This window comes from Streptomyces sp. NPDC055966 (genome assembly GCF_042269865.1).
Taxonomy (GTDB): domain Bacteria; phylum Actinomycetota; class Actinomycetes; order Streptomycetales; family Streptomycetaceae; genus Streptomyces.
Map to the genome: position 1 here is coordinate 150,023 of NZ_JBHJYK010000006.1, position 21,440 is coordinate 171,462.

Annotated in this window: 20 protein-coding genes and 1 pseudogene; 6 read left to right on the forward strand and 15 right to left on the reverse strand. The window is 67.9% G+C overall.

Annotated elements, in window-relative coordinates; translation table 11 throughout:
* Positions 1-33: 33 nt before the first annotated feature.
* The 4 genes and pseudogenes from ACFC8N_RS15050 to ACFC8N_RS15065 form a co-directional block, all read right to left on the reverse strand.
* A complete protein-coding gene (locus ACFC8N_RS15050; protein ID WP_376288364.1) occupies positions 34-804 on the reverse strand; it encodes a transposase in 771 nt (256 codons plus the stop codon).
* 65 nt (positions 805-869) lie between these two features.
* Positions 870-1,541: a hypothetical protein gene (locus tag ACFC8N_RS15055; protein WP_376288514.1), complete on the reverse strand. Its 672-nt coding sequence runs from the start codon at positions 1,539-1,541 to the stop codon at positions 870-872.
* Positions 1,542-1,623: 82 nt separating this feature from the next.
* Positions 1,624-1,857, reverse strand: a pseudogene (locus tag ACFC8N_RS15060) (DUF255 domain-containing protein); the annotation flags it as partial.
* 357 nt (positions 1,858-2,214) lie between these two features.
* Positions 2,215-2,613 (reverse strand): transposase, encoded by a 399-nt coding sequence (locus tag ACFC8N_RS15065; protein ID WP_376288365.1) that lies wholly within the window; start codon positions 2,611-2,613, stop codon positions 2,215-2,217.
* Positions 2,614-2,727: 114 nt separating this feature from the next.
* Here ACFC8N_RS15065 and ACFC8N_RS15070 point away from each other — a divergent pair, with 114 nt between their 5' ends.
* Positions 2,728-3,354: a TetR/AcrR family transcriptional regulator C-terminal domain-containing protein gene (locus tag ACFC8N_RS15070; RefSeq protein WP_356037232.1), complete on the forward strand. Its 627-nt coding sequence runs from the start codon at positions 2,728-2,730 to the stop codon at positions 3,352-3,354.
* A 131-nt stretch (positions 3,355-3,485) separates the two neighbouring features.
* On the opposite strand, the gene ACFC8N_RS15075 is transcribed toward ACFC8N_RS15070, so the two are convergent.
* The 5 genes from ACFC8N_RS15075 to ACFC8N_RS15095 all read right to left on the reverse strand — a co-directional run bounded on the left by ACFC8N_RS15075 (position 3,486) and on the right by ACFC8N_RS15095 (position 9,168).
* Entirely contained in the window at positions 3,486-4,835 is a 1,350-nt protein-coding gene (locus tag ACFC8N_RS15075; RefSeq protein ID WP_376288366.1) for a ferric reductase-like transmembrane domain-containing protein, read from the reverse strand.
* A 265-nt stretch (positions 4,836-5,100) separates the two neighbouring features.
* Positions 5,101-5,445 carry a DoxX family protein gene (locus ACFC8N_RS15080; RefSeq protein WP_356037226.1) on the reverse strand — a complete coding sequence of 115 codons (345 nt, stop codon included), beginning with the start codon at positions 5,443-5,445 and terminating at the stop codon, positions 5,101-5,103.
* Positions 5,446-5,886: 441 nt separating this feature from the next.
* Entirely contained in the window at positions 5,887-7,413 is a 1,527-nt protein-coding gene (locus ACFC8N_RS15085) for an FAD-dependent oxidoreductase (RefSeq protein WP_376288367.1), read from the reverse strand.
* Complete coding sequence (locus ACFC8N_RS15090) at positions 7,410-8,315, reverse strand: alpha/beta fold hydrolase (protein ID WP_376288368.1); 906 nt, start codon at positions 8,313-8,315, stop codon at positions 7,410-7,412. Before ACFC8N_RS15090 ends, ACFC8N_RS15085 begins: the two co-directional genes overlap by 4 nt.
* A 19-nt stretch (positions 8,316-8,334) precedes the next feature.
* Entirely contained in the window at positions 8,335-9,168 is an 834-nt protein-coding gene (locus ACFC8N_RS15095; RefSeq protein WP_376288369.1) for an alpha/beta fold hydrolase, read from the reverse strand.
* 1 nt (position 9,169) lies between these two features.
* Between ACFC8N_RS15095 and ACFC8N_RS15100 the strand changes: the two genes are divergently transcribed.
* From ACFC8N_RS15100 to ACFC8N_RS15110, 3 genes are all read left to right on the forward strand, one after another.
* Entirely contained in the window at positions 9,170-9,412 is a 243-nt protein-coding gene (locus tag ACFC8N_RS15100; RefSeq protein WP_376288370.1) for a hypothetical protein, read from the forward strand.
* 41 nt (positions 9,413-9,453) lie between these two features.
* Positions 9,454-10,470 (forward strand): alpha/beta hydrolase, encoded by a 1,017-nt coding sequence (locus tag ACFC8N_RS15105; RefSeq protein ID WP_376288371.1) that lies wholly within the window; start codon positions 9,454-9,456, stop codon positions 10,468-10,470.
* Between the two features lie 613 nt (positions 10,471-11,083).
* On the forward strand, positions 11,084-12,322 hold the full coding sequence (locus ACFC8N_RS15110; RefSeq protein ID WP_376288372.1) for an IS256 family transposase: 1,239 nt from the start codon (positions 11,084-11,086) through the stop codon (positions 12,320-12,322).
* Here ACFC8N_RS15110 and ACFC8N_RS15115 read toward each other — a convergent pair.
* From ACFC8N_RS15115 to ACFC8N_RS15130, 4 genes are all read right to left on the reverse strand, one after another.
* Positions 12,312-12,503, reverse strand: coding sequence for a hypothetical protein (locus ACFC8N_RS15115; RefSeq protein WP_356037209.1), 192 nt, complete (start codon positions 12,501-12,503; stop codon positions 12,312-12,314). The two genes, ACFC8N_RS15110 and ACFC8N_RS15115, sit on opposite strands and share 11 nt — an antisense overlap.
* Before the next feature lie 782 nt (positions 12,504-13,285).
* Entirely contained in the window at positions 13,286-13,597 is a 312-nt protein-coding gene (locus ACFC8N_RS15120; RefSeq protein WP_356037207.1) for a hypothetical protein, read from the reverse strand.
* 11 nt (positions 13,598-13,608) lie between these two features.
* Entirely contained in the window at positions 13,609-14,217 is a 609-nt protein-coding gene (locus ACFC8N_RS15125) for a hypothetical protein (RefSeq protein ID WP_376288373.1), read from the reverse strand.
* An 80-nt stretch (positions 14,218-14,297) separates the two neighbouring features.
* Positions 14,298-15,113 carry an SLC13 family permease gene (locus tag ACFC8N_RS15130; RefSeq protein ID WP_376288374.1) on the reverse strand — a complete coding sequence of 272 codons (816 nt, stop codon included), beginning with the start codon at positions 15,111-15,113 and terminating at the stop codon, positions 14,298-14,300.
* Positions 15,114-15,879: 766 nt separating this feature from the next.
* Between ACFC8N_RS15130 and ACFC8N_RS15135 the strand changes: the two genes are divergently transcribed.
* Positions 15,880-17,301 carry a non-reducing end alpha-L-arabinofuranosidase family hydrolase gene (locus ACFC8N_RS15135; protein ID WP_376288375.1) on the forward strand — a complete coding sequence of 474 codons (1,422 nt, stop codon included), beginning with the start codon at positions 15,880-15,882 and terminating at the stop codon, positions 17,299-17,301.
* A 487-nt stretch (positions 17,302-17,788) separates the two neighbouring features.
* On the opposite strand, the gene ACFC8N_RS15140 is transcribed toward ACFC8N_RS15135, so the two are convergent.
* Positions 17,789-18,307, reverse strand: coding sequence for a hypothetical protein (locus ACFC8N_RS15140; protein WP_376288376.1), 519 nt, complete (start codon positions 18,305-18,307; stop codon positions 17,789-17,791).
* Between the two features lie 197 nt (positions 18,308-18,504).
* Positions 18,505-19,767, reverse strand: coding sequence for a hypothetical protein (locus ACFC8N_RS15145; RefSeq protein ID WP_376288377.1), 1,263 nt, complete (start codon positions 19,765-19,767; stop codon positions 18,505-18,507).
* Between the two features lie 198 nt (positions 19,768-19,965).
* On the opposite strand from ACFC8N_RS15145, the gene ACFC8N_RS15150 reads away from it, so the two are divergent.
* Positions 19,966-21,207: a hypothetical protein gene (locus ACFC8N_RS15150; protein ID WP_362821314.1), complete on the forward strand. Its 1,242-nt coding sequence runs from the start codon at positions 19,966-19,968 to the stop codon at positions 21,205-21,207.
* The last annotated feature ends 233 nt before the right edge of the window (positions 21,208-21,440 follow it).

Genomic DNA, 21,440 nt, shown 5'->3' on the forward strand with positions numbered 1-21,440 from the left:
GGGATGTGGTCGCGTGCAGTGCAGGCCGCTGCTTCATCCGACGAGGGCGTGGTTGTGTAGACGGGCGATGCCGAGCATGGCGTGATGGACACCGTCGCCTTTCAGGCGGCAGTCGCGGAGGATCTTCCAGCCCTTCATCCGGGCGAAGGCGTGCTCGATGCGGGCGCGGACTTTGCGGTGAGAGGCGTTGTGTTCCTCCTTCCAGGCCGGGAGTTCAGTCTGGCCGCGTTCGCGGCGGTGCGGGATGACCAACCCGGTGCCCCGGTAGCCGCCGTCCGCGATGACCGTAGTCCTGCCGACGGCGGCCTTCGTACCCGACAGCGCCGGCGCCTTGCAGTCGTTGCGGTTGCCGGGGACTGGCCGGCCGACCGCGACCGCGAGCCGGGTGTCGGCATCGATGACGACTTGGTGGTTGGTCGAGTACCTGTAGTTCTTCGACTGCTCGGCGATCGTGTGGTCGCGCGTGGGCACCAGGGTTCCGTCCACGATGAGCACCGTGTCCTTGCGGAACCGCAGGCGGGGGCGGAGTGCGAGCAACGGCCCGAGGTGATCGATGATGCGGCCGGCTGCGGACTTCGAGATGCCGAACAGCGGTGCCAGCTGCCGCAGGGTCAAGTTCGTGCGCCAGTAGGTTGTCACCAGCAGCACACGGTCTTCCAAAGGCAGACTCCAGGGGCGGCCTTTGCGTATCGGGTCCGCTCCTTCCTGGCGTAACGCGGTGATCAGCTTGTGGAAGCCGCGCGGGCTCAGTCCGCTGAACGGGGCTATCCAGGAAGGCTCCGACGCCGTGATCACACCAGCCACTGCGTGATCATGGCATCACACCGGCCGCGGATAGGTGGTCACTCTCTTCTCCGTGGAGATCGCGGTCAAAAGGGCGGTTCGCTGCTGCAGCCGCCCGCCCACCGATCCGAGCGTTGCTCGTCAGGCAGCAACACTGTGTCTTCTCCCCAGGACTTGAGACCACGGCGGGCAATGAAACCATACGAGCGGTTGTCGCTGCAGACCAACACATCACGGACCAGCGGCGTAAGAAGGGCACGCTGCTGAACGAGCTCCGGGGCGTCCAGGAGCGAAACAGCCGCAGCAATGGCCGCTTCCCGAACAGCAAGGTCCGGAGCGTGGAGGAAAGCAGAGACAGCCTGGAAGAGCCCGGGACGCAGTGCCCGGATCTGGACAGACTCTGGATACTCCTCCAGGCAAAACCCCACGCCTGCGATGTGGGCCTCTGCCTCGCTGTCGACCTCGATGGCCACCGACGTCACCCAGTCCAGCAAGGCAGCGCGCAGCGGCAGGGCTCGGCCGTCACGGTCGACCACAACGGTGCCCGTGCGCGGGTCGCCGAGGATCGCCGCCACATACGCTGCCGCAGGCACGGTCGCGGAGCAGATCGTGTTCTGGTGATGCACCGGGTCGTTGAGGTGCCGCAGAGCGCTGGCCTGTGTGCCGGCGTCGTCCGCCAACAGTCCGGCCAGCAGAGCAGGGGTTCCTGCGGCCGACCCACGGGCATGTTCGAGTGAAGCCCAGTCGGTCCCCGTCAACGAGATCCCATGGGTCTGGCAGCACACCGTCCACATCCGTGATCGTCACACGTCGAGTATGGCTGTTGCTCCCACGCCTGCCACTGGCATCATCTGATGGGGCGTCAGAAGCTAACCAATGGCAGGATGCGTACCCCACCGAGAGGAGGATGGGTACGTCCCGCCTCACCGCTTCTGACATCGCCTCCTCTCCCCACTCTCACCAGTCCACGGGATTGGTGGCGTGCTGCTGGAGATAAGGCGACTGGGCGTGCACCAGTCGATTCACCGTGGCCGCAGTATCCCAACCACCCGGCCAGCTGCGAGGACCAGCCATCGAGAAACGCCGGAGGCAGTGCAATCCACCTAGGAGGTCCGCGGCCGCGTGCTGCGCGCGGCCCGCTACATCCCAGGCGAGCAGCTGGGCACCTGCGACGACACCGGCTTCGCCCCATATGCAGACGACCGGTCCACCTCGCGCGAGACCGCCCTCGCCGAGATCCGCGCCCGCATCCGGGGAACTCCCCCGGCCGTGAACCGACGGGCGCGGTGGTCCCTCCCGCGCCACCCCGGCGAGCACCGGCGGGGTGGCGGCCCGAAGGCTGCATGCCTCGGCGAGGCGGCGGCGGGTTCTCGGCGGCGAGCAGCGGCGGACCGGGGAACGCGCTGGGTCGTCCGCCGCCGGACACGGCGGCTAGGGTGCGCAGTCGCGGACGCTGCTGAGCTGGTTGGCCGCGCCGAGCATGACCTTGCGGCTGGCCATGGCCGGCCCCAGGTGGTGGTCGCCGATCACGAGCCGGACCCCGGCCAGGCCGCGCTCGCGCAGGGAGCCCAGGAACTGGGTCCAGAACACCTCTGTCTCGCTGTCGTCGACCATCACTCCCAGCACCTCGCGGCCGCCGTCCTCGGTGATCCCGGTGGCGATCACCACCGCCCGCGACACGATCTGGTGCTCGACACAGGCTTTGCAGTAGGTCGCGCCCAGGTACACGTGCGGGAACCGGACATGCTTCACACGGCGGCCGCGGAAACGGTCATCGATGGGCGGATCGAAGGGAGCGCCGCCACTCGGTGTCCAACCGGCGATCTCCATAGTGGATACGCTGTTGCTGTTATGGTGCTGACCGAGGAGGTGGACGTTTCAATGGCAGCAGCTGGTCCTACGCGAGCGACCCCGGCATCGGGTCGGGGCCCGGGGCGTCCGCCCGTGCCGCTGGAGCGCATCGTCTCCACCGCCCTGCAGATCGTGGACGATGAAGGGGCCGACGCTCTCTCGATGCGGACGCTGGCCCAGCGCCTGGGCTCGGGCACGGCGACGCTGTACCGGCATTTCGACAACCGGACAGCGCTGGTCGCCCATGTCGTGGACCGCATGTTCGGCGCCGTGGAACTGAACGGCGACGAACTCCTCGCGATGGGCTGGCAGCAAGCGCTGCGGACGGTTGCGCACACCATGTTCGAGGCCCTGGCCCGGCACCGGAACGCGGCGCGCCTGATGGTCGAAGAGATACCCCTGGGGCCGAACGCCATGGCGCTGCGGGAGCACTGCGTCGCGGCGCTGCTCGACAGCGGCTTCCCGCCGCGACTGGCCGCCCACGTCTTTGCCACCCTCGCCCGCTACGTCCTCGGATTCGCCATACAGGTCAACGGTCATGGCGGCGGCGGGCAACTCGCGGACGCACAACGGTCCGCCGTCTTTCAGAACGTCGATCCAGCCTTGTTCCCGGCAACGGTCACCGTCGCCGGGTCGATGCCCGTTCCGATCGAGGACGAGTTCTCCTTCGGGCTCGAACTCCTTCTCAGCGGGCTTGCCCACCTGCGCGACGACGCCTGACCAGCCAGGACGGTGCGAACCTGAGCCGTCCGCCTATGGAGTCATCTCGGCCGGCGCACAGGCGTCTGGGGGCAACCGGTCGCCGGATGGTCAGGCCCACAGCTGTTGTGACCCGTGTGGTCGGCGGTTCGTCAGCGGAAGGCGAAGTGTTCGGCGTGGAGATGCTGGCGGGGGACGCCCTGGCGCTGGAGGGCGCGGGTGAGGTTTTCGATCATGGAGGCGGGGCCGCAGAGGAAGACGTGCGTGTCGGGGGTGATCGGTCCGGCCTCGGCCTGGATTCGCTCGGCGGTCAGACGGCCGTGGCTGCGGCTGAACGTCGGGTGGAGCCGGAACTCGGGGCGGTCTGCTGCCGCTGCGGTGAGTTCCGGGAGGAACGGTGCGTCTTCGGCGGTGGGGGCGCAGTAGAAGAGGTCGGTTTGGGCCGGCGCTGCACCGGGGTGAGTGAGCCAGCCGAGGAAGGGCGCGATACCGATGCCGCCGGCGATCCATATCTGCCGGGGTCCGCCGAGGGTGTGGTCGAACATGCCGTAAGGACCCTTGAGGGTTGCGGGGTGTCCTTCGCTCACGTCCGTGTAGAGGCCGCGTGTACCGCGGCCCAGGGCACGGATGGTGAGGCGTACCGAGCCGTCGTCCTGCGTTCCGGCGACGCTGAAGGGGTGTTCGTGCCAGCCGCCGACCCGCAGGTAGACGAACTGGCCTCCTGTCACGGGAAGCGCCGTCTCGCCGGTGGGCGTGAGGGTGAGGTCGAGGATGTCGGGTGTCGGCCGCTCGACCCGGTCGATGGTGTAGTCAGCCCGGGGTTCCCTGTGCCGTAGCACCAGTTCGTCGTAGGCGTAGGCGGTCATGCCGATGGTGGCCATGGTGACGTAGATCGCCAGGAGGGGCGTGGATCCGTTGATGATGAGGTCGAGGAACCAGCCGTGCAACAGCGCCGACAGGAGCAGCAGGCCGGTGAGGCGATGCAGGAACAGCCAGCGCTCGTAGGGCAGTCGGAGGATGCGGCCGACCTGGCCCAGTGAGATGAGGACGAGCAGCAGCAGGCCGATGGCGGAGACGGCGCCGAGGAGATGGCCCATCCCTACCGACGCGGTCCGGTGGGCGTAGCCGTACTGGCTCCCGTCGAACCCGGAGAAGAAATGGAGGAGCAGGTGGGGGGTGAGCAGGAGCATGGACCATACGGCGTACAGCTTGTGCTGACGGTACATGCGGTCCAGGCCGCCGAACCACTGCTCCAACCACATCAGGCGGGTGGCCAGCACCAGGGTGCAGGACATCAGGTAGGCGGACAGGACGCCGGCGAACTCGCCGACGAAATAGACAGCGCTGAGGCTCTCGGGCCTGAGCCAGTCCCAGGCCAGGTAGAGCATGACCGCTCCGGTCGTGACCGACAGGGGTCCGACGTGGCGCTTTTTCAGGCGCGCGTCCAAGGGGGCGCGCGCGATTCGGACAGCGTAGATCGCTATCACGATCAGGACGGGCATCGTCTACCCCTCGGGGGTCGGCACGGTGGACGAAGGGGCGCCGGTGAAGTCGGGCGGACCGTGCGGTCGCGGCTTGAGCGCCAGCGGGCCCAGGTGGCTGCGTTTCCTGCCACCTTAATATTGGCTACACTGTAGCCGATTATCTGGTTTGGGTCCAGTGGTGCATTCGGATGCCCGGGGGCCGGCAGCTCGGGGCAGCATTGCTTTCAGGGCGAAACTGCCGGAGCTGCCCATCCGTGGAGGCGTGGACTCGATCGGCAGCGCTTCAGGCGAACAAGGCCGCGAGGTATGAGGCGACAAGCACCGCGCACACGGCGGCGGGCACGAGTTTGGCAACCGGGTCGCCCTTGCGCAGGTGTACGACCACAGCTCCGGCGAGCAGCAGGAGAAGCCCGGCCCCCGCGAGGCCGCCGAGCGGCGGCACGGCGAGGCCCAGCGCCACGCCGGCGACTCCTGCCAGTTGCAGCACGCCGATGCGGCGGTAGGCGGCGACGGAGAAGCCGGTCTCGGCGGCCAGCTCGCGTGCCTTCGGCAATGCGAGTGTGTTGAGCACTCCGATTGCCCCGAAGATCAGGGCGATGAGGCAGGCGAGGGTGATGGTGAGGATCATGAGGTACTTCCAGGGTGTCGGCGTCGTGGCGGCGTCACGAGGCTGTTATTGGATGGGTCGGGCGCGGTCGAGTTGCCGCCGGGCGCATCGCTCGGCGACCAGACGGGCGATTTGGTCGATCAGGTCGGGGCTTGTCGACGACCGTCCACTCCTGCGCGCAGCGTGCCCCGCCCCCGGCCCGGAGCCGGGGAGTTCCTCCTGCTCGCTGGCCGTGACGTCGGCTCCGCCCCAGATCGCGCTCGGGATGGTGCTCCAGGGCGTCGCGCAACAGCCGTCCGGCGCGGGCTGGCTGATGACGACGCGGTCGGAGAAGTCGACGACCTCGGCGTCCGGTCGGCGTCATCGTGATGACGTGCGCCCCGCGCAGCAGGATGCGGCTCATTCGGTGGCCCCCGGACCGGGGGAGGTGTGGCTCGGCTGGGACATGGTGCGGCTTCTTCTCTACGGCGTCATCGCCCGCACGGCGGCTTGTGTGGTGGTGCGGAAATCCCGGGTGGCGATGTGCCCGATGTAGCCGTCAGGACGGATCAGCAACAGCGTGTCGCCGGTCAGGCCGTAGGCACTCTGCAGCGTGTTCCTGTGGTCGGAGAAGGCCCGGCCGTCGCCCGCGGCCGGTCCGACGGTCAGCCGCTTCAGCTGGGCGCCCGTCGTCGGCCAGTCGAGGAGTTCGAGGTCCCGGGCGGCGCCGGGGCCGTAGGCGATGGCGGTGAAGTGCGGTCCCTGGAAGAGGTTGAACAGGCGGGTCTCGGCGCCGTCGGCGCCGAGCAGTTGGGCGTCCGGGGCGCGGTCGCCCACGTGCAGTGTGCTGCTGTCGCCGTCGGCGGGGGCGAGCGGGCCGCCGTAGTAGGTCAGAGCGAGCTGCTGCTCGTCCTTGCCGCGTTTCATGCTGGAGGGGTCGAGCTTGGCGATGCCGCCCCACTTCTCCGTGGACAGTCCCAGGACCCCGGCGGCGATCGGCTGCCGCTCGGCCTCGTAGGTGCCCAGCAGGGCCGGGTCGGCGCCGGCGAGGACCTGGCCGAGCTTCCAGCCGAGGTTGTAGCCGTCCTGCATACCGGTGTTCAAGCCCTGGGCGCCGGCCGGGGTGTGGACGTGCGCGGCGTCGCCGACGAGGAAGACACGTCCGCGGCCGTAGTGCTTCGCCAGACGGATGTTGGGCCGGAACACGGACTTCCAGTGGATCTCGTGCAGCTGGATGTGCCGGTTGCGGGTGTGGGAGTGGATCCGGTCGATGATGGCGCCGATCTCCTGGGGCGGCGTCTCGTCGGGCGTGAGCCGGACCATCCACTGGAACATGTCGCTGTCGGGGAGCGGGCAGGCGGCGATGAGCTTGCCGCCGAGGCCGGGCCACATGTGCCAGCGGTTGCGGGCCAGGCCACTGACGGAGGCATCCACGATCAGCACGCGGTCGGACTCGTCCGTCGTCCCGGCGAAACCGATGTCGAGCTGCTTGCGCACCGCACTGGAGCCGCCGTCGGCCCCCACGGCATAGCGGGCGACGATCTCCTCGACCCCGTCCGCGCCCACCACCCTGGCGAGCACCGTGTCCTCGTCCTGCGTCAGCTCGGTCAGTTCCTTGTTGAACTCGACCTCGCGGCCGAGCTCACTGAGCCGGGCGTGCAGGGCGCGGTCCGTGCGGAACTGCGGGATCAGCCAGGTGTTCGGGTACGGGACGTCCGGAGTTGCCTCTCGGTGGGGGAACATCTTCCACGGCACACTGAGGGGTCCGGCATGGAGCCCGAGCTTGGGATAGAGGTCGCCGCCGGCCAGCACGTCGTCGAGAGCGCCGAGGTCTTCGAGGACTTCGAGGCTGCGGGGCTGGATGCCCTTGGCGCGCGAGCCGTCGAAAGCGTGGGGGGACCTGTCGACGATCCGGACGTCGAGTCCACGGCGTACGAGGTCGATCGCCAAGGCGGAGCCCGAGGGGCCGGCACCGATGATCAGTACGTCGACGGTCTGCGGGTTGTTCATGAGTCGAGCCTTTCAGCGTGTGCGGACACGAACGGGACGAGCTGGTCGGCGACGTCGCGAGGCCGTTCGAACGGGGCCATATGTCCGCACTTGGTAATGACGTGATGGTGATGGGGCTTCAGCAGAGCGCGCGCCGTGTCGAAGTGCGCCAGCGGCGTGACGTCGTCCCCGTCGCCCCACAGCAGCAGCGTCGGAATGCCCAGTGCCCCCGTCCGCCGGAAGAGGTCGTCACGGCCGGTCAAAGGCAGGTGCTGCAGGGTGTCGAAGACCGCGTACAGCGAGCCCTCGAAGCGGAGGGTGCCGAGGACCATCTCGGTCAGTCGCGCGCCGAGCTCGGGGTCCCGGACGTTGTGCCCGAGGTGCCCCTGGAGCAGCTGAAGGCCGCGACGGCGGGCGACCATTCCGGCCAGCAGATCGCTGCGCAGCAGCCGGTCGGGGGAGGCCCACCGCGGTTTCGCGAGACCGGCGGGTGCAACGATGGTGAGAGTGGACACCGACGAGCGGTGCTGGGCCGCGTACGTCATGCTGACGAGCGCGCCCATGGAGGTGCCGACCAGGTGCAGGGGCCGCGCCGTCAGGCCCAGCCGGTCCGTCAGCTCGGCCAGCTGCCGCGTGAACAGCGTCTCGTCGTATCGCGCCTGCACCCGGTCGGAGTAGCCGCGGCCGTAGGCGCTGCAGGTCAGCGTGCGCAGCCCGCGGGCGTGCAGCTCGCTGACCAGGCCGTCCCAGTAGAACAGCGGGATGGTCAGACCGCCCGCCATCAGGACCACTTCCCCGTCCTCGGGCCCCGTCAACTCGTAGTGGGTGACGCCGTCGGACAGCTCGATGAAACTGCCGCGCAGCGCCGTGCGCGAGTCGGCGGTGAGCTTGAGGTCCTCGCCCGGGGCGACGAAGTACTTCATGGAACGGGTCTCCTTGCCCTCAGTTCGCGGGGGTGTCGGTGCAGGAGCCGAGGAACTTCGCGATCGCGTCCGCGACCCACTGCGGTTCCTCCTCCGGCAGCAGATGTCCGCCGTGGGGGTGGACGAGCTCCTGGGCGCCGGGGATGTCGCGGGCGAAGTGCTGGCCGTCGATGCTCGCGCTGCGCAGCACCAGGGTGGGCACCGTGATGCGGGGGATCTGCGCGCTGCGGTCCGGCTGGTCGGTGTTGCAGAAGTCGACGAAGGCCGAGCAGTTGCCGGGGCGGCTCATGAGCTGGTAGGCGCGGTCCACCATGGCGTCGTCCACGATCTGCGAGTGCGGCCCGACGGCCTCGCGCAGGTTGCGCTCGATGGCCCCGCGCGGCATTACCCGCCTCAGCAGGGGCCGCACCAGCGGGTTGCGGGTCAGGCGCATCCCCGCGGGCACCGTCTTCTCCGGGTAGCCGGTGGCGTTGACCAGTACCAGGCCGGTCAGCCGCTCCGGATGATCCAGCGCGACGTTCCAGGCGATGTTGCCGCCCAGGGAATTGCCGGCCAACGCGTAGCGCGGCACGCCCAGCGCCTCCGCGAAGCCCGCCACCGTCGCGGCGTACGCCGGGACGCGGTAGTCGCGGTCCGGGCGCGGGCCCGTCAGGCCGAACGCCGGCAGGTCGAGACGGATGACGTCGAACGACTCCGACAGGAGGTCCGTGGCGCGGTCGAAGTGCTGGAGGGATGAGGCGCTGCCGTGCAGCAGTACGAGTGCCGGTCCGTGCCCGGCGCGCTTGTAGTGGATCCGCAGGCCGTCCACCTCGACGAACCGGGAATCGGGTTGGGGCTCAGACCAGGTACTCATAATGGATACACTGTTACCGATAAGGTGGTCGTGTCAAGCGGAAGCCCTTGTCGCGGGTGCGGCGCTCTGCCTCGGCCGACCCCTGCGCGACAACCCCGACGCGACGACGCCCGAAGCGGCCGACCAGGTCGCCGAGGATCTGCTGCGGATGTTCGGCCTTCCCGGCAACGAGGCCCACGAGATCTGCCGGCAGCCACTGCCCGACCTGGAAACCGCGGCCGACCGGCAAGGCGCCACCGCTTGAAGCCGAGAACCGCGACCACCCGAACGAAAGGTGTGCAGTACATGACACTCCGACGCGTTCTCAGCGGCCTGGGCGCCGCAGCAACCCTCGGCGCTGCCGCGGCGATCAGCACACGTCGCCGCGCTCTGGCGGCAGTCCCCCGCGAGCTGCGGCACCCAGTGCTCTTCCTCCCGCTGAACTTCGGCAACCCGATCACTCTGGCCATCGCCCGCCGCCTCGTGCCCTTGGCGGGAGCCGCCTTGAGGCCCGGCGTCCGCATCGAGCGGCGCACGCTGCCGGCCACGACCGACGACCTCCCCGTCGAGGTGCTCACCTACCAGGCATCAGGCCAAGCGCCGCGCGCAGCGCTGCTTTGGATCCACGGCGGAGGAACCGTCATGGGTGCCGCTCGGCAGGAGAACACCTGGTGCAGCCGCGTTGCCGACGAACTCGGCGCTCTGGTCGTCAGCGTCGACTACCGCCTCGCACCCGAAAATCCGTACCCCGCAGCTTTGGACGACTCCTTCGCTGCGCTCCGCTGGCTTCACGCCAGCGCCGCCGCCCTCGGCATCGATCCCGCCCGCATCGCCGTCGGCGGCGAAAGCGCCGGAGGCGGACTCGCCGCCGCCGTAGTCCAGCGCGCCCACGATTCAAGAGTGCCGGTCCGGTTCCAACTGCTCCTCTACCCCATGCTCGACGACCGCACGGCTCTACGCGTCGACCCTCCCAACAGCGCCATCTATACGTGGACCCCGGACTCCAACCGCTTCGCCTGGACCTCCTACCTCGGCCGCCCGCCACAGGACCGCGACGATCGCCCCTACATTGCGGCGGCAAGGCGTAGGAACCTCGACGGGCTGCCGCCCGCATGGATCGGTGTGGGCGACCTCGACCTGTTCCACGACGAAGACGTCGACTACGCCCGACGCCTGAGCGAGGCCGGCGTCGCCTGCGAACTGCGGCTCGAACCAGGCATGTACCACGGTGCTGATGCCTTGCTCGACGGCAAAGCACCTTCAATGACCGCTTTCCGCACTGCCGCCCTCGACGCTCTGCGAACTGCCCTGGCGAAACCCTGACCGCCCCGGACATGCCGAACCAGCCTCGGCGACTGCGCGCGTGGCGACAGCCCCCGAACACGGCCGCCAAGGGCGGCCAGGGTGCGCCGGGCGACACCCGAATTCAGGGACACCCTCGGCGGGGGCGGTACGGCCGGCGCTCCGGCACCCGGCGTCCCCGCGACCTGCCCCACCGGCACCAGCTGGGGCGGCGACGGGGTCGGCGTGCCTGGCCGCGCCCGGAGCCGTCGGCGGTGACGGCTGCATCACCGATCACTCACTGACGCGCTAGCTGCCCGAGCGGGAAGGTGCCATCCGCTTGGGCCTCCTCAGCGGCAACAGCGGGTGGGCTGTCCTCCAACCGTCGTCGGATGCCGGCGTACTTCTCGGGCCCCACTCGGGCGAGGCGGCCAGCTGGTCCTCGCCCCAAGCGTCGATGCTCCTGCCCATTCCTCATCGTACGTGTCCATGCGGTTGCCCCCTGGCAACGCCCCAGGTCATGGGTTGCGTCCATGGAGATGGTGTACGGGTTCGACCTGATCCGGGGTTTGCTCCGGCATCGGGATGAGGCCCGCATAGACGAGCGGCCACCGGCTGATCTTCGAGGTGTCGAAGCTCGAAGGAGATCAGCACGATGACCGCACCAGACAGTCTGCCCCTGCACGCCCTCGCCGAGGACAACCTCGCCGCGGCGAGTCCTGATCTGCTGCGCGCGATGGTCAAAACGTTCGCCGGCGCGCTCATGTCCGCCCAGGCCGACGCTCTCTGCAATGCCGAGTACGGGCAGGTCAGCGACGAGCGAGTCAATCACCGCAACGGCTACCGCCCGCGCGAGTGGGACATCCGCGCCGGCACTGTCGAACTGGCCGTCCCCAAGCTGCGTCAGGGCAGTTACTTCCCGCACTGGCTCCTGGAACGCCGTCGCCGGGCCGAGCAGGCTCTCGTCTCAGTGGTCGCGACCGCCTACCTGCTGGGAGTGTCCACCCGCCGGGTCGAGAAGCTCGCCGAGTCCCTCGGCGTGACCCAGCTGTCGAAGTCGCAGGTCAGCTCGATGGCCCGGCATCTGGACGAGCAGGTCGCCGCATTCCGTAACCGACCCCTGGACGCCGGGCCGTATGCGTTTGTCTGGGGCGACGCGCTGACCCAGAAGGTCCGCGAGGGCGGCCGCATCATCAACGTCCACGCGCTGATCGCGGTCGGCGTCAACGCCGACGGGCACTGTGAGATCCTCGGCATCGACGTCGCCACAGCCGAGGACGGCGCCGGCTGGCTCGCCTTCCTGCGCTCCCTGACCGCCCGCGGCCTGTCCGGCGTCCAACTGGTCGTCTCCCACGCCCGCACCGGCCTGGTGAACGCGATCGGAGCAGTCCTGCCCGGCGCCTCCTGGCAGCGATGCCGCACGCATTACGCCCGGAATTTGCTGAGCCAGGTACCCAAGTCCGCCCAGCCGTGGGTGGCCGCGCTACTGCGGACGGTCTTCGAACAGCCCGACACCGACGCCGTCCAGGCCCAGATGCGACATGTGCTGGACACCCTGGAGGCCAAGTTCCCCAAGGCAGCAGCCCACTTGGACGCCGCCCAGCATGACCTGTTGGCGTTCACCACGTTCCCGCGTGAGATCTGGCGGCAGATCTGGTCGAACAACCCGCAGGAGCGGCTGAACAAGAAGATCCGCCGCCGCACCGATGTGGTCGGCATCTTCCCCGACCGCACCGCCCTGATCCGCCTGGTCGGCGCGGTCCTGGCCGAGCAGAACGACGAGTGGACCGAGGCTCGCCGCTACATGGGCCTCGACCTGCTCGCGAAGGCCCGCCTCCAGCCGATCGAGTCACAAACCGACCACACCGTCCTGCCCACCGAACTCACCGCATAGCCGCAAAGAAGAGATCACCGAGTGGCCGTCGATACACCACTCCCGCGGACGTGACCTCCAGCAGGGTGATCTGATGGCGCAGTGCGAGGATCTCAACATCCTTGTCGCGGTCGCGCATCGGCAGCAGTCGCAGAATCGCGAACGCGTTTGTCACACCCGGATAGGCCAATCGCAGCAGCACGGCTGATCATCATTCCGGGGCAGTCGCCAGTCCCGCCAGAGCGCCGACCCGGCGACACGGTCGACATCCCGCGAATCCTTGCTCAACGGCCCTCACCAGGGCGGATGAGGTTATCGGCAAGGGCACGGCCAAGCTGCTCCGGGCGGGCCCGCGTTCTCCCTGCCAGCAGGCCCAACGGCCGAGAGGGTGAATTATCCGCTTCCTTGGAAGGGGCGGAGATCCACTCACCGGTCACGTATACGCCCAGCTCACGGCCTGTGGCACCCGCGCAGGCGGGGCTGGTCCCGACCACCATGAGAACGCCTTGATCGGGACAAAGTGGTCTCCGCGCACGCGGGCTTGGTCCCCAGGAGTGACCACCGGAGCACCGCCCACTAGTGGTCCCTGAGGCCGCAAAAGTGGTGTCCGAGTCCCGCCGCGTAGCGGATGCGTCCGCCGTGGTCCTGTGCGCGCGGGATTGGTCCCGGGCGGTTGCCTATGCACACTGCGGTCTGCTTGGGGTTCGGAGCCAGGCGCTCAGAGTTCATGTGGGCCCACCGTCGTGCTGTCCGGTGATATCCCCGTCTCGCCAATCCTGGGCTTGACATAGAACCACCGGGTACGACGTAGGCCCGGACCATGTGTGGTCCGGGCCTACGGTATGGAGCCATGGCGGGAGAGCGAGGGCTCGTCCCTGGGGTGACCGCCTTGGGTGGACGCTCCTCAGAACAGGCAGGACTGCACGTCGGCTCGACGTCGCGCAGGCAACGCGGACCAGGTGTCAGCCTGTCGTGGGGCCGCCCTCAGGCAGCGTCCCCAGCCAAGTACTCACTCAGGAGGCTGAACAAGAGGTTGCACAGATCCTCGTTTGCCGACGGAGCATCGCTCGGGACATTGGCTTCGGCAGCGTATATCTCCTGCACAAGCGCCCACCAGACGAGGTTCGTACCGTGTCCGAGCCTCTCCGCGAGCCATGGGCGGAAACCTCGGAGCAGTTCGCCATCTGTTGCCGCGTCACCTCCGTTGATGAAGGCTACATAGTTCAGGTACGAGCCGTCGAGCCCGTAAGCGCCAGGCCTTCTGTGAGCGTCTCGGAGTCGGGTGGGAAATTCCACGCTATTCCTTTCTAGTCGAGCGGGGTGAATACCAGGTCGTCGCCGTATTCAAATTTCCCTCGATATTCGTCCAGCGGCTCACCTTCTGACCCCGTCCAGGCATCGTATACACGGCCGTCCTTGACGACGACATCGTGGTGGCCCCAGAAAGAATCCTGCTCACGGTACTTGCCGAGGGTTGGTGCTCCGTAGCGGTCCGTAACACGCATGCGGTTTCCGCCGATGCTCTGCTGAATGGATTCTGCCACTTGTTCACAACCGGTGCTGCGCTCGATTCCGCAGACGTCGGACGCCTTGCCGTTGGGCCAGTACTTGTCGGAACCGAGCGAACCGCCGCCGCCATTCGAATCGGCCTCGCGCAGTGCCTGGCCGAGGCCGTTGCTGAACCGGCTGATGCCGTCGGTGATTCCGTAGATCCCCGCGCCCGCTATCCCGGTACCGGCGACGATCGCCGGAGCTCCCTCAAGACAGCCTTCCTGGTTCCGGCAATCTTTACGCGGCTTTGATGCCGTCCTTCGGCCCGTTTCTGGCCCCGGCGGCGAGAACGCTCCTGAGCAAGGCTCGGGGAAGAAGTCAGCGTGGTCGCCGTAGCCGTCGCCGCAAGGCACGCAGCCGCGCACACGGCGCCTGGTCGTCCGGTTCAGCCGTAGCCGTTCGCACCACAAATGTGCCTTGGGCAGCGATCGCACTTGCGCCGGGTTCAGGCCAGGGCGAAGTAACGCAGCCACACATAGGCCAGGGAGATCGTTACGGTCACGGCAGTCACGGTCAGGCCGTACTTGGTGAACTGCCAGAAGGAGATGGGCTGGCGGTTGCGTTCGGCAATACCGAGGACGACGACGTTGGCGGAGGCGCCGATCGCTGTGGCGTTGCCGCCCAGGTCGGCGCCCAAAGCGAGGGCCCACCACAGCACGTGGTGGCCGGTGCCGCCCATGTCGCGTACCAGGTCGCTGGTGATGGGCGCCATGGTGGCGACGTACGGGATGTTGTCGACGACGCCCGACAGCACGGCAGAGCCGCCGAGCAGGGTCAAGGAGCCTCCCAGGCTGTTGCCGCCGATCAGGTTCGCCAGCCAACGGGAGACCTCGCTGACGACCCCGGTGTCGATGAGCCCGCCGATCATGATGAACAGGCCGGCGAAGAAGGCGAGTGTGGGCCACTCCACCTCCGCCAGGACGTCGTTGGTCTCCACTTCGGAGCCGGCGACCAGGAGCCCGGCACCGAGCAGAGCCACGATGCTGGGCTCGTAGTGCAGCACCGGGTGCAGCACGAAGCCGGCCACGACCAGGGCCAGCACGATCAGCCCCTGCACCATCAGCCGCGGGTCCCTGATGGCCTCGCGCTCCTCCAGCGCCATGATCTCGGCGGCGCGATCGTCGTCGTAGGCGAAGGACTTGCGGAACATCACCCGGCACGGGACGAGGAGGACGACGACCAGTACGGCGGCCAGCGGGGCCAGGTGGACCAGGAAGTCGTTGAAGGTCAGGCCGGCCCGGCTGGCGATGATGCCGGTCACTGATCCGGCCGAGCACGCCTTCTCCGGCTGGGTGACCTCCAGCGATAGTTGACCACTGCGGCCTCGACGCCATCGCGGAGCCGCGTGGAGGCGTGCCTCTTGAGTGAGCCGTGACACGTTGGTTGGAGCCGGGACACGCGGACTGGCACATCGTCGGCTCGACGGTGAGAGCGCCTTCATCCAGCCGCTTCCTGCGCAGGCCAGGCCCTGTGACGCGATCGGGGCTTGACCCAAGGCCCCCTGGAACTCCTTCGGAAACTGACACACCCACACGGCGGTGATCGGCCGAGCGAGGGCGTCGTTGGACCTCACGTAGGAAATAGGCAACAGGCAATGCGTCAGGGCTTCTCGAAAGTCGGCAGTCAGGTCGCCTGCCCAGCTCGACGCCCTCTTCGCAAACCACGACATCCTCATGACCGCCCGGACCGAGCTGCCTCTTACCCTCTGAGCTGGAGATGCCCGAGACACAGTGCTCCGCCGGTGCCTGCCCGCACTGCAGCCTGCCTGCCCCCTCACGCCAAAGGCCCGCACCACCACGGAACTTGAGGCCGCCCGGTTTCAGCCTGCGAATGCTTTCGGTTCGCGAATTGTGCCGAGAGGTATTGACGCTGACCACCGGTTCTCTATGATCCGGTTGCTCGGCTCTTCGACCTTTGTTCGGTATCGCGAACAGCGCCGGGACTGCACCGCATCGACAGTCCGCACAGCCTCCGACGGGGCCAACCGGACCGCTTGCTCAAGGATTACGAGGATTACGAGGTCGTCCATGCGCAGACATAGTTTCAGCCGCAGGCATCCGTCCGCGGTGTTCGCCGCCGCGATTGCGGCATTGGTCTCGTTGGCGGCGCTGCTCGTCGCCGGCCCGGCTCAGGCGGCAACCAGAGGCGCCTTACGCGGCGTTGGTTCCGGCCGGTGTCTCGATGTGCCGGGCGCCAGCCAGACCGACGGCACGTTCCTGCAGATCTGGGGCTGCACGGGCGGGTCCAACCAGCAGTGGACGCTGACGGACAGCAACCAGCTGACCGTGTACGGCAACAAGTGCCTGGACGTCCCGGGCCAGGCCACCACGGCCGGGACCAAGGTGGAGATCTGGGCCTGTAACGGCGGTGCGAACCAGCAGTGGCGGGTGAACTCCGACGGCACGGTCGTCGGCGTGGAGTCCGGGCTGTGCCTGGACGCCTCGGGCGGCGCCACGGCCAACGGCACGGCCGTGCAGCTCTGGTCGTGCAACGGCGCCGACAACCAGAAGTGGACCGGCCTGTCCGGAGCGGGCAGCACGTGTTCTCTTCCGTCGACATACCGGTGGACCTCCACAGGTCCGTTGGCGCAGCCGGCGAACGGCTGGGTCTCGCTGAAGGACTTCACCAACGTGGTGTACAACGGCAAGCACCTGGTCTACGGCTCGACCGTCGACCAATCCGGGTCATACGGCTCGATGGGCTTCGCTCCCTTCACGAACTGGTCGGACATGGCGTCGGCCGGCCAGACCGGGATGAACCAGGGCACGGTGGCGCCCACGCTGTTCTACTTCGCGCCCAAGAACATCTGGGTACTGGCGTCCCAGTGGGGTCAGTGGCCGTTCTTCTACCGCACCTCAAGCGACCCCACCAACCCCAACAGCTGGTCCGCGCCGCAGGCACTGTTCACCGGCAGCATCCCGGGCGCCGGCCCGATCGACCAGACCCTGATCGCCGACGACCAGAACATGTACCTGTTCTTCGCCGGTGACAACGGCAACATCTACCGGGCGAGCATGCCGATCGGGAACTTCCCGGGTAATTTCGGCTCGTCGTACACGACGGTCATGACCGACACGACGAAAAACCTGTTCGAGGCGCCGCAGGTCTACAAGGTCCAGGGCCAGAACCAGTACCTCATGATCGTCGAGGCTCGCGGTGCGAATGAGGACCGCTTCTTCCGTTCGTTCACGGCCTCCAGCCTGGACGGTCCGTGGACCCCGCAGGCCGCCGGCGAGAGCAACCCCTTCGCGGGCAAGGCCAACAGCGGTGCCACCTGGACCAACGACATCAGCCACGGTGACCTGGTCCGCAACAACCCCGACCAGACCATGACCGTCGACCCCTGCAACCTGCAGCTCCTCTACCAGGGCAAGTCCCCCAGCACACCGCCGGGCACCCCCTACAACCTGCTGCCGTGGCGACCGGGTCTCCTCACCCTGCAACGCTGACCCCGACCGGTATTCACGGCCTTGAGGAACCCCAGCCGTGCGTCGGCCGGGGTTCCTCTCTTTCGTGTCTTTCGTGGACGGAGCCCGGAGCGGCCGGGTCAGTGAGCCTCCGCCAAGGAAGCATCAATGCTGCGGCCCACCCCATGGGCCGTGACTCCCCGGTGAGTGTCGGGGACGGCCTCGTTGCCGTGCCGCACTCGACGGCCAGTTTGAGTATTGCCGCCCCTGACACGCCGAGGCCCCAGACCGGCGTCAAGGACATGCCCCACCGACGAGGGCCGAACAATGAGGAACCGGCAGCCGGGTCTCGTCACCTGCGGAGTCAGCCACCAACTCCGGCAGAGGGGACGAGACTGATGTTCGTCGGATGGGACTGGGCCAGCGCCAGCCACGACGTGACCGTCATTGACGACCGCGGCATTGTGATCGACCACTGGGCCTTACAGCACAGCGAAGACGACTTCGGGGCCGCCCGAGCAGGCGCCACTCAGTCAGCCAGAGCCTTGCGGATGGCCTCGTCTAGGTCCTGGCGCGCGGGACTGACCGTGCGTCGCCAGATCTCGTCAAGGCCGCCGGGGCCACTTGCACGGCGCATCATCGTGAAGCATGCGGCCTTCAGCAGCCTTGCTGCCTGCCCGACTTGCTCAGGTCCAAGTTCCGACACGCTGTGAACGCCTTCGTGCAGTTCGTCGAACGCCTTCTCGACGGCTGCTCTATCCCACTCGTTGTCACTCGCCAGCACCTCGTGCTTGAAGTTCGCTACGGAACCCTGGAGGCTCCGGTAAACCGTGTACCTGGTCGTGAGCATCCACTTGTTGCGGTCAGCTGTCTGTTGCTCGGTGGCGAGCTCCTTGGCCCCATCGGACTGCCGGGCCGCGACGTCTAGGGCGCTGCGCTGTGCCATCTCGGCCTGCCGCAAGGTTGCCCGCATTTGCCACCTAGTTGTGAGCACGCCCACTGGTATGCCTACAAGCGCCAGGATGGCGGCTATCCCCGAGAGATCCACGATGGATCATCATGCCCGCTACAGCTACTCAAGTGTGTGCGTTGAGAAGCGATTCCCAAATCGAAGGTTAGGGTCACGTTTTCCCAGGTGAGGTGTGTTGCCGTCCCTCGGTAGGCATGACCCGACCCGCCCGCCGCGCGCGGCTCGGGCCCCAGACGGATTCGGCCAGGGCCCGAGCGGTTATGGCTGGTTGGCGGTCAGACCTTCACGAGGTCGTAGGTGCCGGTGCCGTCCGGCCTTCCGCTGCTGTACTGGCGCAGGAACTCGCCGTCGGCGTAGCGGTCATGGCCGATCATGTAGCCGGTGTACTTGTTCTGGAGGCCGATTTTCCCGGAGCCGGGGACGTCGCGGTAGATGTAGAACCGCTGGAGGTCGTCCTCTGCGCAGGTGGCCGTTGTCAGGGCCGCCCCTTCGTTGGCAGCGTTCTGCTCGGCGATGGTCGCGCACCCGCCGTTGCCCCAGTTCCACAGGGACGCCTCAAGGACGCCGTTGTTCTCCGTCACGTTGCACAGCCGCCAGTTGTCCAGGTGGGCGCTGGTGAAGTTGGATTCGCGCAGGCGGATGCCGTCGTTGGCCAGGAGCGGTGCGCTCCAGTTCAGGGGCTTGTCGGGTACGGCGATCTTGTAGGCGTCGGTGCCACAGGTGAGAGCGGCCTGCGCGGTGGGCGCGGTGACCGGGGCGCTCTTCGCGTTCTTGGTGGCGTTGGTGGCGCTCTCGGCGGCGTGCCGGGCTGCGGTGGCCTTTGCCGAGGGGACCGGGCCCGCCGCGTGCTTGGCGGTGGCGGTGGCGCAGTCCAGCAGGCTCTGTGCCTTGGCCATGATGCTGTTGGCGGGGACCTTGTCCTCGCAGCGCACCGCGCCTTCTTCGATGGTGGTGTAGGTGGTGTAGCTGCCGGTGTCGGGGCCCTCGAGCCACTTCAACGCGTAGCTTCCGTCGCTTTGTTGGACGCGATTGCAGTTGAGACTGCCGTAGGTGCCGGTGACCTTCTTTGTGCCCTTGTAGAGCCCGTAGTAGCCGGGCTGGAAGAAGTTCCAGGTGATGGAGTTCGACACGCTGCTGGTGGAGGTGTAGTTGACCTGCACGTTCAGGCCCAGGCTCGCGCCGACCATGCCGAGGGCGTCGACGGCGAAGCTGCCCTGCACGTTGCCGTTGACGCCGACGGAGACCGAGATGGTGGTCTGGGTGTTGGTGGAGATGGTCTGGGAGCCGGTCGTGCCCTCGGTGACGTACCAGCCCTTGAAGTGGGTGATCACTGGGGCGACTTCGGTGCTCTTGATGACCGGGTGGCGCTTGCCGAGATCGGCTGCGGTACAGCTCTGGCCGGGCTCGGCGGTCTGCTGGGCGGCGGCGGGCGCGGCCGGTGCGGCGGCGGCCGGGCCGGCGGCCAGGCCCACGGCGGCCGTCGCGGTGGCTAAGAGCGCTCCGAGCCCTCTGCCCAGGCGGGTTCTTGTGCGGCGCATCGTTGTTTTCCCCCTGCTGTGCGTGGTCTGTGAGGTGAGTGGGAGTGAAATTAGCGCCGCCGGGGGCGGCAGGGCGACGCCACAACTGGCCAAATACGATCAAAAACTGTCCCGTTCTCGGTTGGTATGAACGGGAGTTGCCCGGTTCCATGCCATCGGTGTGCCCGCAAAGGGGCCACCGAAGGAAGGGACCACCTCGTGAAACACGTCAGACGCGGCCTGGCGGCGGTAGCCTCGCTCGCCCTCACCGCAGCCCTGTGCGCCGTGGGCACCTCAACAGCCGCCGCCGCACCGCCCACGAGCCGGGCAACCCCCCAGGGCCACGGCACCTGCACGGACACCGCCCCTGGCTCCGCACTCCAACGCCAGGGCGCGGCCTGGACATGCCTCAGGGCAGAACCCGCCTCTGCCCTCGCCCCTGCTCCTGTCCGCGCCGGCAACCCGGGGGCGGACCTCTGCACCAAGGATTCCAGCGACCCTGTCGTTTCCACCCGCAAGGCGTACTGCACACGGCACGTGGTCCTCTACGAGCTCCTCGACGACAAGCAGGTGGTGATCGGCCACGCCGATGTCATGGTCGTGGCCGCGTCGTCCATGGCCTCCCTGTCCGGCGCGCGGTGGTCGGAGGACGTCAGCGCCTACGTCACCGAGATGACGCCCAATATCACCGGCGTGACGCTGTCGCTGAGCTCCGCCTGCAGCGGCCAGTGCACTGCGGGGCCACCGGCCTGGGGCGGCGCACCCGTGCTCCTGCACAGTGGCCAGGGCAAGGATGGCGGCACCCTCACCTACACCTCGACCGTCGGCAAGGGGTTCCACTCACAGATCCAGCCCACCTACCGCGTGGACGGGACCATCCTCGGCGCGGCGCCCCGGACTACCCACACCGAGTGGCTCGGCCCCGAGGTGCGCTGCGACGACGAGGTCGGCAACAGCCCCGGCTGCATCGTCATGGGCCACCTGGCCGACGTGACCTTCTCGAAATCGGTCTACCACGGGGCGGCCGTCGCCTACGAGTGGGCGCAGAAGAACCTCTCGGGCAGATTCGGCGACGCCGACCACCCACTGGAGCGGTTTGTCGACCCCCTCGACCCGGACAACAGAAACAGGCGTGCCACGACCTGCGACCGTGGGCCACTGCGCTTCGTGCGGGGCGCCACCGGTGTCCCCAACGATTCCTGTGACGAGTACCCCTTCGCGAGCACCTACCAGGGCGGGAATGACGGTGCCCTGTGTGTGGACATCACCCCGCGCCAGATCGGTGGCGTATGGGACGTCGCGGGCGTCACCGTCGACCGGGGCAGCCCGCCCAACGCGCCCTGCATACGGGCTCATGTCGACAATGACGACAACAAAGCTGCGGGTGGCGAGCTGGGGCGGGCGGTGCAGTCCGACCGCATCCTCGACAGTGAGTGGTATCAGGTGATCATCGTTGCGTGAGGCCCGAAAGGAGCCCTCTGTGCCGACCGAGCTGACGAACTGAATCCCGCGCTCATCGACGACGTGCATGAACAGGCCGTCGAGCGCTCCGGGCTCCATGGCCACATCCGGCATTTACTGCGACGTCATGCTGGCGGCCCGTCAGGCAACAGCTGCACAGGCAGTGGCATGGCGCAGACACCACCCGGCAGGGCCGCTCAGGCCGCAACGAGCCGATCCGAGGGGCCGCCCGG

Coding starts and splice junctions, on each gene's coding strand:
- ACFC8N_RS15065 (WP_376288365.1), bottom strand. CDS start 2,613: ATGGAGATCGCCGGTTGGACACCGAGTGGCGGCGCTCCCTTCGATCCG.
- ACFC8N_RS15145 (WP_376288377.1), bottom strand. CDS start 19,767: ATGCGCCGCACAAGAACCCGCCTGGGCAGAGGGCTCGGAGCGCTCTTA.
- ACFC8N_RS15080 (WP_356037226.1), bottom strand. CDS start 5,445: ATGATCCTCACCATCACCCTCGCCTGCCTCATCGCCCTGATCTTCGGG.
- ACFC8N_RS15100 (WP_376288370.1), top strand. CDS start 9,170: ATGGATACACTGTTACCGATAAGGTGGTCGTGTCAAGCGGAAGCCCTT.
- ACFC8N_RS15105 (WP_376288371.1), top strand. CDS start 9,454: ATGACACTCCGACGCGTTCTCAGCGGCCTGGGCGCCGCAGCAACCCTC.
- ACFC8N_RS15095 (WP_376288369.1), bottom strand. CDS start 9,168: ATGAGTACCTGGTCTGAGCCCCAACCCGATTCCCGGTTCGTCGAGGTG.
- ACFC8N_RS15075 (WP_376288366.1), bottom strand. CDS start 4,835: ATGCCCGTCCTGATCGTGATAGCGATCTACGCTGTCCGAATCGCGCGC.
- ACFC8N_RS15135 (WP_376288375.1), top strand. CDS start 15,880: ATGCGCAGACATAGTTTCAGCCGCAGGCATCCGTCCGCGGTGTTCGCC.
- ACFC8N_RS15110 (WP_376288372.1), top strand. CDS start 11,084: ATGACCGCACCAGACAGTCTGCCCCTGCACGCCCTCGCCGAGGACAAC.
- ACFC8N_RS15090 (WP_376288368.1), bottom strand. CDS start 8,315: ATGAAGTACTTCGTCGCCCCGGGCGAGGACCTCAAGCTCACCGCCGAC.
- ACFC8N_RS15085 (WP_376288367.1), bottom strand. CDS start 7,413: ATGAACAACCCGCAGACCGTCGACGTACTGATCATCGGTGCCGGCCCC.